The 17061-nt window shown below is 55.8% G+C and carries 14 protein-coding genes; 2 read left to right on the top strand and 12 right to left on the bottom strand.

The genetic code is table 11. From position 1 onward, the window contains the following. Positions 1-24: 24 nt before the first annotated feature. From M2401_RS13365 to M2401_RS13345, 5 genes are all read right to left on the bottom strand, one after another. Positions 25-1104 (bottom strand): ABC transporter ATP-binding protein, encoded by a 1080-nt coding sequence (locus M2401_RS13365; RefSeq protein ID WP_259103437.1) that lies wholly within the window; start codon positions 1102-1104, stop codon positions 25-27. Next, positions 1079-1867 carry an ABC transporter permease gene (locus tag M2401_RS13360; protein ID WP_259103435.1) on the bottom strand — a complete coding sequence of 263 codons (789 nt, stop codon included), beginning with the start codon at positions 1865-1867 and terminating at the stop codon, positions 1079-1081. The genes M2401_RS13365 and M2401_RS13360 overlap by 26 nt, the downstream gene beginning before the upstream one ends. 4 nt (positions 1868-1871) lie before the next feature. Continuing rightward, the gene (locus tag M2401_RS13355; protein ID WP_259103433.1) at positions 1872-2696 is read right to left on the bottom strand and encodes an ABC transporter permease; all 825 of its coding nucleotides are present in this window, start codon (positions 2694-2696) and stop codon (positions 1872-1874) included. A gap of 26 nt (positions 2697-2722) precedes the next feature. Then, a complete protein-coding gene (locus tag M2401_RS13350; protein ID WP_259103428.1) occupies positions 2723-3751 on the bottom strand; it encodes an ABC transporter substrate-binding protein in 1029 nt (342 codons plus the stop codon). Between the two features lie 107 nt (positions 3752-3858). Beyond that, on the bottom strand, positions 3859-4536 hold the full coding sequence (locus tag M2401_RS13345) for a DUF1028 domain-containing protein (RefSeq protein WP_259103427.1): 678 nt from the start codon (positions 4534-4536) through the stop codon (positions 3859-3861). 598 nt (positions 4537-5134) lie between these two features. Between M2401_RS13345 and M2401_RS13340 the strand changes: the two genes are divergently transcribed. After that, on the top strand, positions 5135-6160 hold the full coding sequence (locus M2401_RS13340) for a LacI family DNA-binding transcriptional regulator (RefSeq protein WP_259103426.1): 1026 nt from the start codon (positions 5135-5137) through the stop codon (positions 6158-6160). Positions 6161-6239: 79 nt separating this feature from the next. On the opposite strand, the gene M2401_RS13335 is transcribed toward M2401_RS13340, so the two are convergent. Genes M2401_RS13335 through salA form a run of 3 tightly spaced genes read right to left on the bottom strand, consistent with a single transcriptional unit; the run spans position 6240 to position 10225 of the window. Next, entirely contained in the window at positions 6240-7691 is a 1452-nt protein-coding gene (locus tag M2401_RS13335; protein ID WP_259103425.1) for an aldehyde dehydrogenase, read from the bottom strand. Positions 7692-7722: 31 nt separating this feature from the next. Then, positions 7723-8871, bottom strand: a complete 1149-nt coding sequence (locus tag M2401_RS13330; RefSeq protein WP_259103424.1) for an NAD(P)-dependent alcohol dehydrogenase — start codon at positions 8869-8871, stop codon at positions 7723-7725. 55 nt (positions 8872-8926) lie between these two features. Next, positions 8927-10225, bottom strand: coding sequence for a salicylate 1-monooxygenase (gene salA / locus M2401_RS13325; protein WP_259103423.1), 1299 nt, complete (start codon positions 10223-10225; stop codon positions 8927-8929). Between the two features lie 133 nt (positions 10226-10358). Here salA and M2401_RS13320 point away from each other — a divergent pair, with 133 nt between their 5' ends. Next, the gene (locus M2401_RS13320; RefSeq protein WP_259103420.1) at positions 10359-11258 is read left to right on the top strand and encodes a LysR family transcriptional regulator; all 900 of its coding nucleotides are present in this window, start codon (positions 10359-10361) and stop codon (positions 11256-11258) included. A gap of 83 nt (positions 11259-11341) precedes the next feature. On the opposite strand, the gene M2401_RS13315 is transcribed toward M2401_RS13320, so the two are convergent. The 4 genes from M2401_RS13315 to M2401_RS13300 form a co-directional block, all read right to left on the bottom strand. Next, entirely contained in the window at positions 11342-12676 is a 1335-nt protein-coding gene (locus M2401_RS13315; protein WP_409033924.1) for a carbohydrate porin, read from the bottom strand. A 117-nt stretch (positions 12677-12793) separates the two neighbouring features. Next, the gene (gabD, locus tag M2401_RS13310; RefSeq protein WP_259103418.1) at positions 12794-14239 is read right to left on the bottom strand and encodes an NADP-dependent succinate-semialdehyde dehydrogenase; all 1446 of its coding nucleotides are present in this window, start codon (positions 14237-14239) and stop codon (positions 12794-12796) included. A gap of 120 nt (positions 14240-14359) precedes the next feature. Continuing rightward, on the bottom strand, positions 14360-16027 hold the full coding sequence (locus M2401_RS13305) for an NAD(P)/FAD-dependent oxidoreductase (protein ID WP_259103417.1): 1668 nt from the start codon (positions 16025-16027) through the stop codon (positions 14360-14362). 180 nt (positions 16028-16207) lie between these two features. Further along, complete coding sequence (locus M2401_RS13300; protein WP_259103415.1) at positions 16208-17008, bottom strand: SDR family NAD(P)-dependent oxidoreductase; 801 nt, start codon at positions 17006-17008, stop codon at positions 16208-16210. Positions 17009-17061 lie beyond the last annotated feature (53 nt).

Raw genomic sequence — 17061 nt, 5'->3', positions numbered from 1 at the left:
AGTTTCCTTTTTTCGAGAGTGAAGTTAATCCACGAGCACCCGAGCCTTGTCGTTCGGGATTGATACGGCGACCTTGTCGCCAACTGCAAAAAGCTGATCTGCTGGTGCAAGGCATCGAATGTTTTGCCCATCTATGTCGACGATGTAACGCACGCGAGCACCTAGAAAAATTCGCGTTACAACAGAGCCTGCCAATGGGCTGTTTGCCGTAAACGGGTGTAACTGGATGTCCTCCTGACGGCACATCACGGTGGCCTGATCCGCCGACAGTAATGTTTCATCCAATAGCAGAGACTGCCCTCCTCCCAAGTACGCGCGCGTACCACTACTTCTGCCTTCAAGCCGAACATCCAATAGGTTCGTTGAACCCATGAATGAAGCGGTGAATCGGGTTCCGGGCTGTGAGTACAACTCAGCCGGTGGCCCGGCTTGCTCAATCTTGCCGCTATTAAGCAGGATGACCCTATCGGAGAGACTCAGCGCTTCCTCCTGGTCATGGGTGACGAATACAGTTGTCAGACCCGTTGCACGGTGAAGCTGAATCAATTCCTCTTGCATGCTTTCGCGCAAGCGCGCATCCAGATTCGAGAGGGGTTCGTCCAACAGTAGTACTTGCGGGGCAGACACCACCGCCCGGGCGATGGCCACTCGCTGCTGCTGCCCACCGGAAAGCTCCTTGGGGCGGCGTTTGGCCAAGTGTGACAACTGCACGAGTTGCAGCACTGAATGAGCACGATCCAACTGCTCACTGGCGCTCCCAAGCTTGCGCATACGCAACGGGAACAGCACGTTATCCAGCACTGTCAGGTGGGGGAATAGCGCGTAGGATTGAAACACCATGGCAATATCGCGCTGCTCAGGTGGCAACGCAGTTGAGTCTTTGCCGCCTATATGAATAGACCCGGATGAGGCCGATTCAAGCCCCGCAATCATGCGCAACAGAGTGGTCTTGCCACACCCACTTGGGCCAAGCAGGCTGACGAACTCCCCTTTCTCAATCGACAAGGAAATTCCCTTTATGACCTCTACGCTGTTAAAGGATTTGGATACATTATCGAGAATCACAGCTGCCATTTTATTACCCCGCCACTCGTTGAATACCAAGCAGTCGATCAATCACCGCAATGAGCAAAATCGTCAGCGCAATCATCAGAGTCGAGGCGGCTGCAATAGAAGGATCGGGGCTGAACTCAAGCTGGGTATAAATTTGAATTGGAAGCGTCATGATGTCTGGGGACCGAAGGAAAAGTGAGAGGATTGCCTCATCAAATGAGATGTTGAAAGCGAAGAACGCCCCTGCGGCAATGCCTGAAGCGGCCTGCGGCAGAATCACGTAAAACACGGTTTTCCAGGGACCTGCGCCGAGGGTGCGCCCAGCCTCTTCCAGGTATTTATCAGACGTCGCCAGTACCGCGAGCGTCGTGCGGATCACGTAAGGAATCGCGACAATGGTGTGCCCCAACCACAGGGTGGTCAGCGAAGTTCGCCCGATATGGGCGCTCCAGAAAATCAGCAGGCCAAGGGCAAAGATGATGGTGGGCAATACCAGAGGCGCCATGAATAACGCAGCAACTACGCCCGTCCCGGGAATGTTGCCGCGATGTAACACTATCGCTATGGCTGTCCCGAGTACGGTGGCGGCTACGGTTACAAGCACCGCGAGTTTCAAGCTCGTCAGGGCGGCGTCCAGATAAATGGGCGACGCCACCACGGTTTCGTACCAGCGCAGACTCAGGCCTTGAGGCGGAAACGTGATGTAGTCTCCACCGGTAAACGACACGCCTGCGACTATGACCAAAGGACCAAGCACAAAAAGTAATACCGCGACGATGTAGAGTATTGCGATGTATTTGGCCGACAACGGCACACCCCTAACCATTGGTTTTCCTCGCCAGACGAGCGTAAGGGATGAGCAGCACCAACACCCCCAACAACAGAACGATCGATTGCGCTGCCGCGAAATTCCATTCGAGTGTTTTGCTTGCCGCTTCATAAATAGAGCTCGCCAGCACGGGGAGCCGCGCACCGCCTAGCAGACTGGGCGTGATGAAATAGCTGGCAGATAGGGTGAACACCAACAACGACCCGGCAATAACGCCTGGCATGGCCAGGGGCAAAACCACTTTGCGTAACGTCTGCATATAGCTGCAGCCCATTACCCGCGCGGCCTCTTCCAGGCGGAGATCAATTTTTACGACAACGCCGAGGATCGATAACACCATGAACGGAAACAGAACCTGCACCATGCCGATGACGATCGCTGCTTCCGTTTGCATCAAGCTGTAATTGCGGTTTACCAGCCCGAGCATATGCATCAATTCCGGAACCAGCCCGCCACGTCCAAGAACAACCATCCAACTGAAGGTGCGCACGACTACGCTGGTCATCAGCGGCAAGGTAATGCTGATCAGTAGCCACAGTCTCAGCTTCGCCGTACTGCGAGCCATGATGTAGGCAAGAGGAAAACCGGCGGCGATACAAATCGCTGTTATAACAAATGACAGCTTTACTGTTCGCCAGGCGATCCCCAGATAAAATGGGTCCGCAAAGAACCTTGCGATATACAGGGTGGTTAAATGATCATCGTTATCGCATATACCGAGCAATAATATTCCCGTCACAGGAATTAGAAACCCGATAACAATCAATACCATTCCAGGTGCGGCAATGCTCAGATCGTGGCGGAGCAAGTTCATCAGTATCCCCCTTTAATTTGACACGATCAGCGTGCGATCAATTTCTTCCAGCTTTCAATCAGCGGGTTGCGAATGGCATCCACCGTTGCAGGATCAAAACGAACCAGCGAATTGACCGCCTCTCCATAAACGACTTCTTTGGAGACGTCTGCGTCGAGTACTGCTTTATTGTTGGTAGGCGAGTAACGCATTTCTCGGGCGAACGCGGCTTGCACCTCGGGAGACAGCAGGTAGTCGATCAGCTTTTTGGCGAGTGCCTGGTTTGGCCGCCCGGCAACAAGGTTCGCGGTGAAGAACACTGCAGGGGCGCCCTCTTCAGGAACGACAAACTTTACCGGCTGACCACTTTTGCGAATCACATAGGCATAATCTTGCGAGAACGGTGCGAGCCACGCATCGTTTTGTGCGAAGTTCTGTTGCACTTCAGGAGATGAATTGATAATCACCGAGCGACTCAGCAGTTCCCCGGCTTTATCCAGTCCCGGTTTTGTGTTTTCCAGCGTTCCACCCCATACCTTATTCATCATCAACAATGAGAGCAGGCCGTAGGAATTGGAAAGGTCAGTCAGCACCAGGTGATCGCCGTAGGACTTGTCCCAGAGATCTTTCCAAGAGGTCGGCACCTTGGGTGCCGTTTTTTCGTTGTACAGAAGCCCAATGGTGGTGACCAGATCAACAGGCCCCTCGCCTCGCTCCAGGCCTTTAACGGCAAATGGATAAAGGTTTTTGGCGTTTGGCAAGTCCTGCAGGTGAATCGGGGCTAACAAGCCTTCCTTTGCAGCGACAACCTCTTGCCCGCCCGAGAACTGCACAACATCGTATTGAGGGCTGTTCTTTTGTGCGCGAAGTTGCGCCAGCATGTCGGCTGAATAAACAGTGGCTACTTGAATTTTTACATTGTTGGCTTTTTCGAAAGGTTCGAAGACTAACTCTTTTTGAAGTTTTTCATAGGTGCCACCCCATGAATTGATGACCAAAGTTTCCTGCGCATGGGCGATTGGCATAAAGGCTACCATGCCAGTGGCAAGCACCGACGCGAGAGTAGTAAATCGCATAATCAATTACCTTCTTCGGGGGATGAGGGAACAGCGGGCGAGCTTTCACACGCCCACTTTCTTTGGCGATACTGGCTTTACTTTGGCAAACGAAGAATTACAGCAGATCAGACATTCATAGGAGAGTCACTGAGCAATGTAAGTGCGGCGGGAGTCAATACTTGTTTAATGAAGCGCTCTTGGTGCGGCATGTAGAAATTCCACAACGCACGAAGCTCATCAAGCGGGTTTTCTTTCCAGTCGATGCGTAGATCAACCAAAGGCCAGGAGTTACGATCGGTGATAAGCAGGGCGGCCGACATGATAGGTTTGGTTTCACCGCCAGCGGCCAGGCCGGCATCTACAGCGCTGAGCAGACGTTCTGCAAAAGGCATATCCAGATTAGCCTCGTAGGCTTTCACCATGTGATAGGGCACTTCTGTATTAGCGATGAAGTTGCCGGTGGATACACACTGATAACCGCTAAAGCCCGAGTTGATGCATTCGATTTCCGGGCCGTTGTAAAACGCCGTCCTGCCTTCGCGGTCAACAGCAGCAAATTGACGCTCTTGAGGAAAGTCATTGCTGGCGGCCAGAACGTTGACCACCTCCTGGGCTGACAGCCCCAGGGTCAGCAAATCGATGCCTACCGGGCCGGACCTTGTGTCGGTGCGATGCTGCGTGGTTACCGCGCCAACACCAGCTTTGACCCAGGGGCAGCGATTACCGACTGCAACGGCAGAGGTAGCGATTGCAATGCCGAACATGCCAGTAGCTGGGTCACGAGCCGCTATCGAAAATGTCATTCCTTTCTTCTCCATCAAAAATCAATTGTACCGGTACAATTACCGATTGTTTTACACCGACTACGAAGCCGGTCTGAACAGGTGCGGCGCGGTGCAGTGAGCCATAACTGAGTGCACAAGCTCGCATCGCGACACTCGCTCTCCCCTTGCTGCGGACATCAAACACAAGCGCCACCCCAAGCTGATTAAATCAGCCTTCAAACGCACAACGTCGCACTGACACGGCAGGACATTTCTCCAGCAATCAGGCGAGTTGTACCGGTACAATAGCTTAAAAATTTTGTTCGTCAACTGCATTTTTTTCGCCCGAGGGCTCTCACGATTCGACACAATATCCCGGCGCATGTCGGCAATTCAGCGACAACCGCATCGGCATGCTGCTGCAATCAATGGATGACAGGCTGCAATTTCAATACCTGATCCACTCATCCCGCTGCGCTGCCCCAAGACCAGGTCTTTTCTTTACCACTCATTGATTATTAGTTTTGTACCGGTAAAATCTCACAAATCAAGACCCCGGATCCGCTAGGTGCTACTCGGCATCGACAGCCTCGGGAACATAATAAAACCTTCAGCGTAACGGTACTGAGTGAGGCATATGATCAAAAAACCTACCCGGGCCAAAGCTCCGACTATTGGCATCAGGGATGTTGCCCGGGAAGCGGGTGTGTCCCCGATGACAGTCTCCAACACGTTCAAATATCCGGAGAAAGTCATAGCCACCACCAGGCAGCGGGTACTAGAGGTCGCGCAGGCCCTGAACTATGTACCCAACCTGCTGGCAGTGAATTTGTCTTCCGGCCGTACCAAGATTATTGCCGCCATTACCCCTTCAATCCGAAACTCCAACTTTGCCGGCATGATCATGGGCCTTGAGCATGAACTGGAAAAACACGGATACCATCTGATCGTCACCGTAGTGGAATCGGTCGCGCGCGAGTACGAGGCGGTACGAGCACTGATCGGTCGACGTGTGGATGGCATAGTCCTGACCGGGGTTGATCGCGACCAGCAGACTCGCGAACTCTTGCAGCAATGCGATATTCCGATCGTCGAGACATGGAATCTGTCCGGCCCGTTCATTGATATCGGGGTCGGCTTCTCGACCCAGGATGCCGCACGCGAAGCTACGCAGATCCTTGTCGACAAAGGGCTGACCAGAATTGGCGTCGCCGGTTACGAAACCCAGGGTGAAAAGCGATTTCAGGAACGCCTTGACGGCTTTCTCCAGGCGTTGTCGAACGCCGGACTACGTACAGACCTGGTGGCTACAGTACCCGGCTGGTCTGGCTTTGGGGGCGGCAAGCTCGCTCTGGAGAAACTTCTTGAAATCGAACCTCAGCTCGAAGGCGTGTTCTGCTTCACCGACGTGCTTGCAGCAGGCGTAATGTTCGAATGCATGCGAAGAGGATGGAATGTTCCAGAGCGACTCTCAGTTGTCGGATACGGGGACTACGAAATTGCCGCAGAGCTGTCCCCGGGGCTGACGACAGTACATACCCCTGGCGATCTCATCGGTCAGCAGGCTGCCCAACTGATCATGGCCAGATGTAATGGTGCCTCGGAGGAACGCAAGGTAATCGATGTCGGATATGACATCGTCGTCAGAGGAAGTACGCTGTAGCGGGTAAATGCAAAAGAGATCAAGGGGCTACCGACGATCATGCCCGCACGCTTCGTCGGTAGCTCTCCAATCTGATGCCTTAGAACGGATACGGCTGATCAGATGGCTCTACGGTGACCCATTTCACTTCAGTGAATTCATCGATCACGGCACTGCCATCGAACCGGCCATAACCGCTGTTTTTCATACCGCCGTAAGGCGCTTGCGGTTCGTTCTGCACCGTTGCGCCATTGATGTGCACGCAACCGGCATCCAGTCGCCCGGCCAGCTCAAGGGCGCGGCTGACATCACGACTGAAAATCGCGGAAGACAAACCGTAAGCGGTGTCATTGGCAACCTTTAGCGCGTGCTCCGCCCCATTGACACGAACCACGGTCGTTACGGGTCCGAACGTCTCTTCGTCGTAGATCTCCATAGACGACGTCACCTTGTCGACCAGCGTGGCGCTCATCAGCGCGCTGCTGCCCATCCCGCCGGCCACGATCTGTGCGCCTTTGCCGACGGCATCGTCGAGCATTTGGTTGATGCGCTGCAGCGATCCCTGGGAAATCATCGGCCCGATGACGCACGACGGTGATGCCGACGGATCTCCCGTTTCCAGGCCACTCACCCGTTTGGCAAACTTCGCCACAAACTCATCCGCCACGGCTTCATCGACGACGAAGCGTTCGGTGGACATGCAAATCTGCCCCTGATAGAGGAAAGCACCGAAGACCGCTGCATTGACCGCGCCGTCAATATCCGCATCGTCCAGCACCACAAATGGCGCCTTGCCACCCAACTCCAGCAGGCAGCGCTTCAAGTGTTTGGCACTGGTCTGCGCGATCATCCGCCCGACCTTGGTAGAACCGGTGAAATTGACCCGGCGAACAGTGTCGTGGGCAATCAACGCATCGGTAACGGCAGCGGCATCCTCTGGCGCCGAGATAATGAAGTTGAGCACACCAGGTGGAAAACCGGCCTCATGAAAGACTTCGGCGAGAAGTTGATGGGTGCGCGGGCTATTCTCGGAACCTTTGAAAATGACCGTATTGCCACACGCCAGAGGATAGGCGAGCGCGCGGGTACCAAGTATGACCGGCCCGTTCCAGGGCACGATGCTCAACACCGTGCCGATCGGTTGTCGCAGTGTCATCGACAATGTTTTGGGCTTGTCGGTCGGGATCGTTTCACCCTTGATCTGAGTGGTCAGCGCTGCGGCTTCACGCAGCAGGTTGGCCGAGGCCCCGACGTTGAACTGGGCCCAGAGTTGCGACGCGCCGATCTCCTCGGCCATAACGCTGCAGAACTGCTCCATCTTGCTCATCAGCACGTCTGCCGCTGCCGATAAAAGACGACGACGCTCTGTCGGGCCAACCCTGGACCAGGATTTGAAGGCCTGCTGAGACGACTCGGCGGCACGCACCGCGTCTTCCACGGAACAGGCCGCGCCAACTGCAATGACGCGTGAGCTGAGCGGATCGATGCGGTTATAGGTCTTGCCGCCGACAGCATCTTGTTTGATGTTGTCAATTACCAGTTGAACATTCATCTGTTGCACCTTGATTTGATCGAAATAGGTATCACGCCTGCTCTGCCGAAACCGGCATCCGCAGGATCGGTTTGATCGTCACGCCGCGTTCGCTGTCTGCCATGGCTTCATTGACCTGGTCGAAGGCGTAGAAACGGCACAATTTGTCGAAAGGAAAGCGGCCCTGCAGATAAAGGTCGACGAGCGTCGGGATAAACGCATTGGCGACCACGTCGCCCTGGACGATGCCCATGATCCGCTTGCCGGGAATCATTACATCGTTGATGTTGAAGGCGACCTCGGTACCCATTCGAGTCGCTCCAACGATGCCGCAGGTGCCCAGGGTGGTGACGGAGTCAATGGCTTGCCGCAGAACCTCGGCGCGCCCCGAACATTCGAGGCTGTAGTTGACACCACCACCGGTGATCGCCTGGATGCGCTTGACCGGGTCCTCCTCACGGCTATTGATCACATGGGTAGCTCCCAGCTCCAGCGCCAGCTCAAGGCGACTGGGCGTCACATCCACCGCAATGATGGTCGTGGCTCCGGCGACCTTCGCCGCCATCACCGCCGCCAGGCCCACAGCCCCGGCGCCAAACGCGGCGAAGCTGGATCCTGCTTCAACCTTCAAGGCTTTCAATACCGAACCGGCGCCCGTCTGTATGCCGCAACCCAAAGGCCCCAGCAGCTCAAGCGGTGCCTCCTTGGAAACCTTCACCACATTGCGCTCGTTGGCGATCGCGTAAGTGGAAAACGATGACTGACCAAAAAAGTGGTCGTGAATGGGAGAGTCATCCACACAGCTGCAGGTCGAAGTGCTGCCATCAATGCGGCCACCGCCGAAGTTCAGCGGATGCATATGAGAGCAGTGCGCCGGATGGCCGGTCTCGCAAGGCAGGCACAGGCCACACGACATATAGGTCATGACTACATGATCCCCCGGAGCGACCGTCGTTACTGCGTAGCCTACGGCCTCGACAACGCCCGAACCCTCATGGCCGAGGACCATTGGCAGCGGCGTAGGGAACAACTGATCGCGCACCACCATATCGGTATGACAGACACCGGATGCGACGACCCGCACGCGGACTTCAGTGGGCCTCGGCGCCGTCAGCAGGGCCTTTTCAATTTTCAGCTCGGCGCCTGACTCGCGCAAAACCGCTACCGTTACATCGATGGATTTAACGTCGCTTTGGGACATGTTTGTCTCCTCTTCAAACGAACTTCAGATATTCAGGATAAATTCGGCACTTTGTTCAGCTGACCTTTCTGCAGGTGCCATCCGTCCAACCGAGCTGCTGATGCGCGGTATCCAGATCAGCCTGCAAATCATGGTTCCAGAGCCAGTCAAAACGGCTTGCCAGCGTGCTCGACAGCCGTGCTTCATCAGAACCGACCTGAGGGTCACGCAGCTCATACAACTCGCCGGCCTCCCACGACGTACGCTGCACGCGACAGGCACGCGGCCTGCGAATGGCGTCATAGGTTTCAATCACCGCCCGCGCGCTGGATTGGCACGCCCGGGGATCGCCAAGCAGTCGTGCGAGCAACCAGGCATCTTCAAGGCCCTGCCCCGCACCGGCGCCCTGATGAGGAAGCATTGCGTGGGCGGCGTCGCCGATCAGGGCAACGCGGCCATGGACATACCCGGGCAATTCAGCCAGCTCATGCAGCGCCCACAACGTCGGCGCCGGGATGCACTCAAGAAGAACCCTTACGGCGTCGCCCCAATCGGTGAATGCTTCGAGCATTTCTGCCTGCGTCGCTGGCTTGACCCAGGGTTTATCTGCCGGCCACTCGGGGTTGGCCTGGCCGCGATCCGAGATGAACGCCACGACGTTAATGAGCTTGCCCTGCTTGACCGGGAAAGTGAGGATGTGGGCATCGAGCCCGAGGTACATCTGCGGTACGTTGACCAAGTGCTCATCGATCCCCTGAGCACGGTAGGCCGCGCGTAACTGCTGGCGGTCGATCATGCCGCGGTAGGCGCTGGTTCCACTGAAACGCGGTGCGGCAGGCGGCACACCCAGCCCTTGCAGCACGTGGTCGCGGATGGATGACTTGATGCCATCGGCAGCGATCAGCAGATCACACTCATGCTGGGTGCCATCGGCGAACGTCACCCTCGCCCGCTTATCTGACTGCTCGACACTGACTGCGCGCTTATCGAACTGTGCGACGCCATCCGGCAGTTGCCTGGCCAGGACATCGAGAAAGTCAGCGCGGTGAACTGAAGACTGGCCGACACCTTCTGCAATGCTCGATCCGAGGTAGCTAGCGTCTTTGCCACGACGCCATTCGAACCAGATATCTTGCCAGGGTGCCTGGGTGCGATCGGCAATTTCACGGTAAGGGATACCGATCCCCAACCCTTCGATGGCGCGCACCGCGTTGGCACCGAATGACACCCCTGCACCGACCTCGCCAAAAGCCGGAGCGGACTCAAACAGCAGTACCTCCAGGTGATCGTGCCGACAAAGATCCAGGGCCAGCGCGACTCCGGCGATACCTCCACCGACGATACCGATTTGCAACCCAGCGTTCAGGCTGTTCATGGGGGCAAAACCTCGTGTTGTTTTTATGTGCCCCGATAATGAACACCCCCTCACTATTGATAAATGGCGTAAAGTCCATAGACGCTATCACCAACCTGAATACTGGTTCCTTTGGTCATGATGAGAAAAAGCCATGCATTTGCGTGAGATCGACTTGAATCTGTTGGTCATTTTTCATCAGTTGCTGATCGATCGCAGCGTCTCTCAGGCCGCAGAAAAACTGGATCTGACCCAGCCTGCGGTGAGCAATGCGTTGAAGCGACTGCGTACGACACTCAAGGACGATCTGTTCGTGCGAACGAGCCAGGGTATGGAGCCAACGCCTTACGCCGAACAACTTGCAGAACCGGTATCTCATGCCATAGGTACCTTGGTCGGTGCATTGAATCGAAGTGACGAATTCGACCCTGAAAACGCCAAGAGACGTTTCGTCGTGGCGATGACGGACATTGGTGAGATCTATTTCATGCCGCAGTTGATCAACGCGCTGCTGCAGCGCGCACCAGGCATATCTCTGGTGACCGTACGCAGCCACTCAGGGCTCGCTGAGGAGTTGGCCAATGGGGAGGTGGATCTGGCTATAGGCTTGCATCCTGATCTGCAAGCAGGCTTCTATCAACGGCGCCTGTTTCACCATCGCTACGTTTGCCTTTGCCGAAAAGATCACCCCCTGACACGCGAACCGATGAGTGAGGATCGATTCTGCGATTTCGGACATGTACGCATCGCCGCAGCCCATACGGGGCATGGTGAAATAGAGGCGCATATGCAGCGTGGCGGGCTGAATCGGGACATTCGGCTGGAAGTGCCTCACTTCGTTGCGGTGGGCCATATATTGCAAAACACCGATCTTCTGGCCACGGTACCGGAACGCTTTGCCGCCAGTTGTACAGAGCCCTTCGGGTTAACCATCCTGCCTGCGCCGATACCGTTGCCGGAAATCGCCATTAACCTTTTCTGGCACGCACGCTATAACCGTGACCCCGCCAACAAATGGTTTCGACAGTTGATGTTCGATCTGTTCAGTGACTGATGACTGAATGACCATGGGAATAACGGACCAACGCGGATGCATGACATAGCCATCCGCGCACGATTTGTCCTCAGTCTATGCAGTCAGAAGCTGGCCTGGAACTTCAAACCGGCAACCCAGGCATCATCCACCTGACTCACCCCACCAGGATCGCGCACGTATTGGACATTGGGGCGCACCGTGATCCAGTTCGTCAGGTGATAGCCGTAGTACAGCTCGGCGCTGTATTCAGTGTGTTGTACCGGCAGATAGAGTGAATTATCGAAGTCTGTAATGCCGTTGCCGGCGTTAGTCTCGCGTTGATATTTGCTGACATCGTCATTCACATGAATTCGCGCCAGGCCCAAGCCGATATCGTCCTGCGGACGCTGGTCGAATGGCCCCTTGTACACCAGTCCTACCGACTGATAGCTATCTATAAGGCTGGTGCGCTGATCATGCATTGTCGCGTTGGCAAAAACGCTGAGGCCACGAGAAACTTCACCATCGTGCGAGGTAATTTGCTGCTGGGCATTGAACCACCAGCCGTGCTTGCTGCCATGCGTTTTGAAGGCAAGCCCGGTCTGTGCCTGGGACTGACCGAAGGCATCCTCGTAGACATCATCGGCAGAGGCGGTGCTGTAGTAGTAACCAAGTCGGTACTCACCCGGTAAGCGCTGCGCACCGAGATTGGGCTGCCAAACCACCTCTACCGGTATCAACGCGCCTTTTGTTCCGCTGGCATTGAGTTTGAATCCGTTGTTGCGCTCCAGCAACGAAGGATTCTGTTCGAACACCCCGATTTGCGCATACCACTGGGCATTGAAGTTGTAACGCACTCTGCCCGCCCATTGACTGACAGGCCAGCTGTACCAGATATCGCCGGCATAGTTGCCGACCGGCGCGCTGCAAAATGCCAGGCTCTGAAAGTCACAAGGAAAGCTGTTGAAGTCCTCGTTTTCGCCAAAGCGACCTGCTTTAAGATCCAAGGCCCCATCCATGAACTTCTGCCGATACCACAGCTGGGTCAAGCGCCAGGTCTGCCCCCTGCCCCACACCTCTTGAACGGAGCTCAGTTGCCCGGTTCGCGGGTCCGCGAGGCGATCGTTTGAAAGATTATTGCCATCGCGCTCAGTTACCGTGAATTTAAACTCGGCATTTGCCAACCCGAGGATTTTCTGCAAATCCAGATGCGTACCGATGGCCCACTGGCTGGTGTAACGAGCGGTTCGGTCATGGTTATAACCACCGGCAATATTGCTCGCGGCCTCCCCGACATAGTCGAGTTGAAAGTCATAGCCTTTGTTTGACAGCTCTTTGCGAACACCACCCCAATCTCCCAACCCCCAACGTGACTGCGGACTCAGCAACTCATCCGCTTGTGCAAGGCTCATACCTAATGCAAGTAAGCTTAACGGCATAGACCAATGGCATTTCATGTCGATCATTCCTTATTTTTATAGTCAAACGACGCGCACTCACGCAGGCGGAGGGATCATCCCCACCGCACTTTCAACAGGCTCTAAAAGTCAGATAAGCAACCGCTGCAAGTCGACTCACACAGCGAGGCAGAGATATTTGATCTCCAGGTAATCCTCGATGCCGTACTTGGAGCCTTCTCGACCCACTCCCGACGCCTTGACCCCACCAAAGGGCGCCGCTTCGGAGCTGATAATCCCGGTGTTCATTCCAACGATGCCGTACTCCAGTGCTTCGGCAACATGGAACATGCGGGAGACATTTGCGGTATAGAAATAAGCAGCGAGGCCGAACTCGGTGTCGTTTGCTTTACGAATGACTTCCGCGTCATCCGAGAAGCGGAAAACCGGCGCCAGAGGGCCGAAGGTTTCTTCCTTGGACACTCTCGCGCTATCAGGAACGTTGACCAGAATGGTTGGCTCGAAGAAATTGCCGCCCAACGAATGGCGCTTGCCACCGCGCACTACGTGCGCCCCTTTGGCCACGGCGTCTTCGATGTGCTCCCTGACCTTGAACACGGCCTTCTCGTCGATCATCGGGCCGATCAGCGTCCCCGTGTCGAAGCCATCGCCCATCTTCAACTGCGCCACGGCAGCATCGAGTTTGTCGACAAACGCATCGTAGACCGCGGTGTGCACATACAGACGATTGGCACACACACAGGTTTGCCCGGCATTGCGAAACTTCGAGGCGATGGCCCCTTCTACCGCAGCATCCAGATCAGCGTCTTCAAAAACGATGAAGGGTGCATTGCCGCCGAGCTCCAGGGAGATCTTTTTGATGTCATGGGCGCACTTGCTCATGATCTGGCGTCCGATCTCGGTCGAGCCGGTGAACGACAGCTTGCGCACGATCGGATTGGAGGTCATTTCATCCGCAATCGCAGCAGCCGAGCCAGTGACAACGGAGAGCACGCCGGGCGGGATCCCGGCCAGCTCAGCCAGCCGCACCAGGGCCAACGCCGAGAACGGCGTTTGCGAAGCAGGCTTGATTACCATGGTGCAGCCGGCAGCAAGGGCCGGACCGGCTTTGCGGGTAATCATCGCCGAAGGGAAGTTCCAGGGCGTGATGGCTGCACATACGCCGACAGGCTGTTTGATGACGAGCAGACGCTTGTCATGCACTCCTGGAATTACATCGCCGTAAATCCGCTTGGCCTCTTCTGCGTACCATTCGATATAGGACGCGCCGAAGACGATTTCTCCTTGAGCCTCAGCCAATGGCTTGCCCTGCTCCAGGGTCATGATTGCCGCTAGATCCTTCTGGTTTTCAATGATCAGCTCGTACCAGCGGCGCAGCTTGGCGGCACGGGTCTTGGCGGCCAGCGCTCGCCATTCGGGGAGCGCACGGTCGGCGGCGGCAATAGCGCGCCGAGTCTCTGCGGCACCCAGTTTCGGCACATGACCAATCTTTTCACCGGTTGCGGGGTTGAATACCTCGATGACGTCGCCATTGCCCGCTTCGATCCAGTCACCATCGATATAAGCACTTTGACGAAACAAATCCTGACTTTCGAGCTGCATACATATGCCCTTGCGGTAAATACCGTGAACGAACGGGCGCCTACCACCCAAGTTGCCATGGGCAGTACGACACTCCAATAATCACTAAACTTTGCCAACGTATAGATAAGGCTTCAGCTATCAAGCCAGCTTATGCGGCACGCGCTTTTGGCGAACACTCATCGCCTGAAACTTGAACCCTTTATAATCCGCATTGCGCACGTCCTTGAGTGTGTCGCTAAACGCGCCAAGTCCACCCATATAGAAATAAACGGAGTTTTTCTTGCCCGGTATATTGGCACCGAAAATCCACGAGTCCGTCTTGGCGAAAAGTGTCTGGTTGGCAATTTCGGCACAGGTGTCACCCCATTTCTGTTCTGCCTGGGCAGTGGCCTCTACGCAAGCCAGTTCGTGGTCCTCCATATAGCCGATCAGATCCGCGACCCATTCGACTTCGGTTTCGATCGTAGGCGGGAGATTGGTGAACGGGCCATTTGGCCCCAGGATCATGAACATGTTCGGGAAGTTCGCCGTCGCCACCGAGAGGTAGCTGGACGGGCCATCTTGCCAGTGCTCGCCGATGGCCATATCTCCACGGCCACGAATATTCATGCGCTTGTAATTGCCATCCACAGCATCAAAGCCGGTGGCGAAAATCAGCACGTCGAGGACGTGTTCCACGCCATCTTCTGTCCGGACACCGGCCGGGGTCATCTCGACGATCGGATTGGCCTTGACGTCGACCAGGGCAACGTTGTCGCGGTTGAAGGTGGCGTAATAGCCGCTGTCGCACAGCGGGCGTTTGGCATAGAACTCACGAGGGGACAGCTTTCTCGCTGTTTCCGGATCCTGCACAATTTCGGTGATCTTGCTGCGCACGAAGTCCTGGGCCGCGCCATTGGCCGCTTCGTCCACGGCAATATCATTGAAGGTTTCAAACATGAAACGGAAGCCGCCGCCCGCATCCCAGGCGCGCTGAAAAATGGCTTTACGCTCAGTGTCGGAGACGCTCATCGTGGGAATCTGGCTTTCCTGGAAACCGAATGCGAGGCGCGACGACCTCACCTCTTTCCAGATCTCGTCATAACTGCGCTTGATTTCATCTACGGTCTCGCCTGCGAGAGGGCCGTTACCCACCGGGACTGTGTACTGGGGCGAGCGCTGAAACACCGTAAGATTTTGCACAATGGGCGCGATCGCGGTAATGACCTGGCAACCTGTCGAGCCCGTGCCAATGACGCCGACGCGCTTGCCCTTGAGGTCTGCGTCAGCGGGCCAGTTCGCCGTGTGATAAGTCTGGCCCTTGAACTGATCGGCGCCTTTGAACTTCGGCACGTTGGTCGCTGCCAGTAAACCCAGGGCGGTGACTAGGTATTTAGCGCTGTAGTGGCGGCCATCATCGTCACTCAGCATCCAGCGTTTTTCTTCTTCGTCGTAGATCGCTGATTCGATACTGGTATTGAGCTGAATATCTTTGCCGAGGTCGTGGCGCTCAACCACATGATTCAAGTAGCGCAGGATTTCAGGCTGCGCCACATAGCGTTGTGAGAACGTCCAGTCCTGCAGCAACTCTTTGTCCCACGAGTAGCAATACACGTGGGACTCGCTGTCAGACAGCGCACCTGGATATCGATTCCAGTACCAGGTCCCTCCGACGCCTCCGGCCTTGTCGAACGCACGCACATTGAGACCAAGTTCATCACGCAGCTTCTTGAGCATGTAAAGCCCCCCGAAACCTGCGCCAATGATGATTGCGTCATAGTGAATCTCGCCACCGAGCGAGCGCTTGGCAATTACGGATTGGTTCATTTGTCGAACTCCTGATTATTTTTGTCTAACAAACCTGTTTCATGCTGTGGAAATGGGCACACCGCTCCCGCAGGCCACTGAACAATTCAATGGCTGTTCTGATTGCAAGCGGGCTTGGTTCAATAGCCATGAACACCACCGACCCACTAACGAATGGCAGGTGGCGCGCACTGATTTCGGTTAAAGCGAGAAGCCTCCGTCACAGGCCACAGCCTGCCCGGTCATATGAGGTGCCGAGGCCAGATAGACAGCGAGTTGTCCCATATCCTCGACCGTCTGCGCCTCGCCTTGGGGCAATAGACTGGACTGATGGCGCTCCCAGGACTGGGCCTCGGTTTCACCCGGCAGGCTCCAGCGACCCGACAGTCCTTCGTCACCACGCCACATCCCCGTGCCGACGATACCCGGGCACAGCGCATTGACCGTGATCCCCTCACGGGCGACTTCCTTGGCGAAAGCGTTGGTGAAACCAATGACGGCAAATTTGGAAGCGCTGTAGTGGGAAAGATCGGGGAAGCCCACTTTGCCGGCAATGGACGCGATATTGATGATGCGACCGAATTGGCGCTGACGCATGATCCGCAACTCTGCCTGGCAGCACAGGAACACGCCTTTGGCATTGATGTTCATGATTCTGTCCCACTCGCTGACCGCGAGTTCCTCGACTTTGCCGAGACTGACCACACCGGCGTTGTTGACGGCGATATCCAGGCCGCCAAAATGCTTGGCGACTTGGTCAATCATGCGATTGACGCTTTCATGCTGGCTGACATCTACCTGAAATGCCGCAGCGTTTCGACCCAGGGCGCGAATTTTCGCGACCGCTTCTTGAGCGATAGAAATGTCGAAGTCAGCCAATGCAACGTCAGCGCCTGCCTTGGCCAGGCTGAGCGCAATGCCCAGGCCGATCCCGCGCCCTGATCCTGTGACCAGTGCCACTTTGCCGGCCAGGGAAAAGTCCAACGTGTGGGTAGTGCTCATATGTTGCCTCGCTTTTGTTGTTATTGAAGTACAACCGTAAAGGTCGTCGATAC

The sequence above is a fragment of the Pseudomonas sp. JUb42 genome, assembly GCF_024807945.1.
Taxonomy (GTDB): Bacteria; Pseudomonadota; Gammaproteobacteria; order Pseudomonadales; family Pseudomonadaceae; genus Aquipseudomonas.
This window is presented reverse-complemented; position numbering and strand designations above follow the sequence as displayed.

Excerpts from the sequence above, each read along its gene's own strand:
- M2401_RS13355 (WP_259103433.1), bottom strand. The coding sequence starts at position 2,696 with ATGAACTTGCTCCGCCACGATCTGAGCATTGCCGCACCTGGAATGGTA.
- M2401_RS13350 (WP_259103428.1), bottom strand. The coding sequence starts at position 3,751 with ATGCGATTTACTACTCTCGCGTCGGTGCTTGCCACTGGCATGGTAGCC.
- M2401_RS13345 (WP_259103427.1), bottom strand. The coding sequence starts at position 4,536 with ATGACATTTTCGATAGCGGCTCGTGACCCAGCTACTGGCATGTTCGGC.
- M2401_RS13340 (WP_259103426.1), top strand. The coding sequence starts at position 5,135 with ATGATCAAAAAACCTACCCGGGCCAAAGCTCCGACTATTGGCATCAGG.
- M2401_RS13335 (WP_259103425.1), bottom strand. The coding sequence starts at position 7,691 with ATGAATGTTCAACTGGTAATTGACAACATCAAACAAGATGCTGTCGGC.
- M2401_RS13330 (WP_259103424.1), bottom strand. The coding sequence starts at position 8,871 with ATGTCCCAAAGCGACGTTAAATCCATCGATGTAACGGTAGCGGTTTTG.
- salA (WP_259103423.1), bottom strand. The coding sequence starts at position 10,225 with ATGAACAGCCTGAACGCTGGGTTGCAAATCGGTATCGTCGGTGGAGGT.
- M2401_RS13320 (WP_259103420.1), top strand. The coding sequence starts at position 10,359 with ATGCATTTGCGTGAGATCGACTTGAATCTGTTGGTCATTTTTCATCAG.
- M2401_RS13315 (WP_409033924.1), bottom strand. The coding sequence starts at position 12,676 with ATGAAATGCCATTGGTCTATGCCGTTAAGCTTACTTGCATTAGGTATG.
- gabD (WP_259103418.1), bottom strand. The coding sequence starts at position 14,239 with ATGCAGCTCGAAAGTCAGGATTTGTTTCGTCAAAGTGCTTATATCGAT.
- M2401_RS13305 (WP_259103417.1), bottom strand. The coding sequence starts at position 16,027 with ATGAACCAATCCGTAATTGCCAAGCGCTCGCTCGGTGGCGAGATTCAC.
- M2401_RS13300 (WP_259103415.1), bottom strand. The coding sequence starts at position 17,008 with ATGAGCACTACCCACACGTTGGACTTTTCCCTGGCCGGCAAAGTGGCA.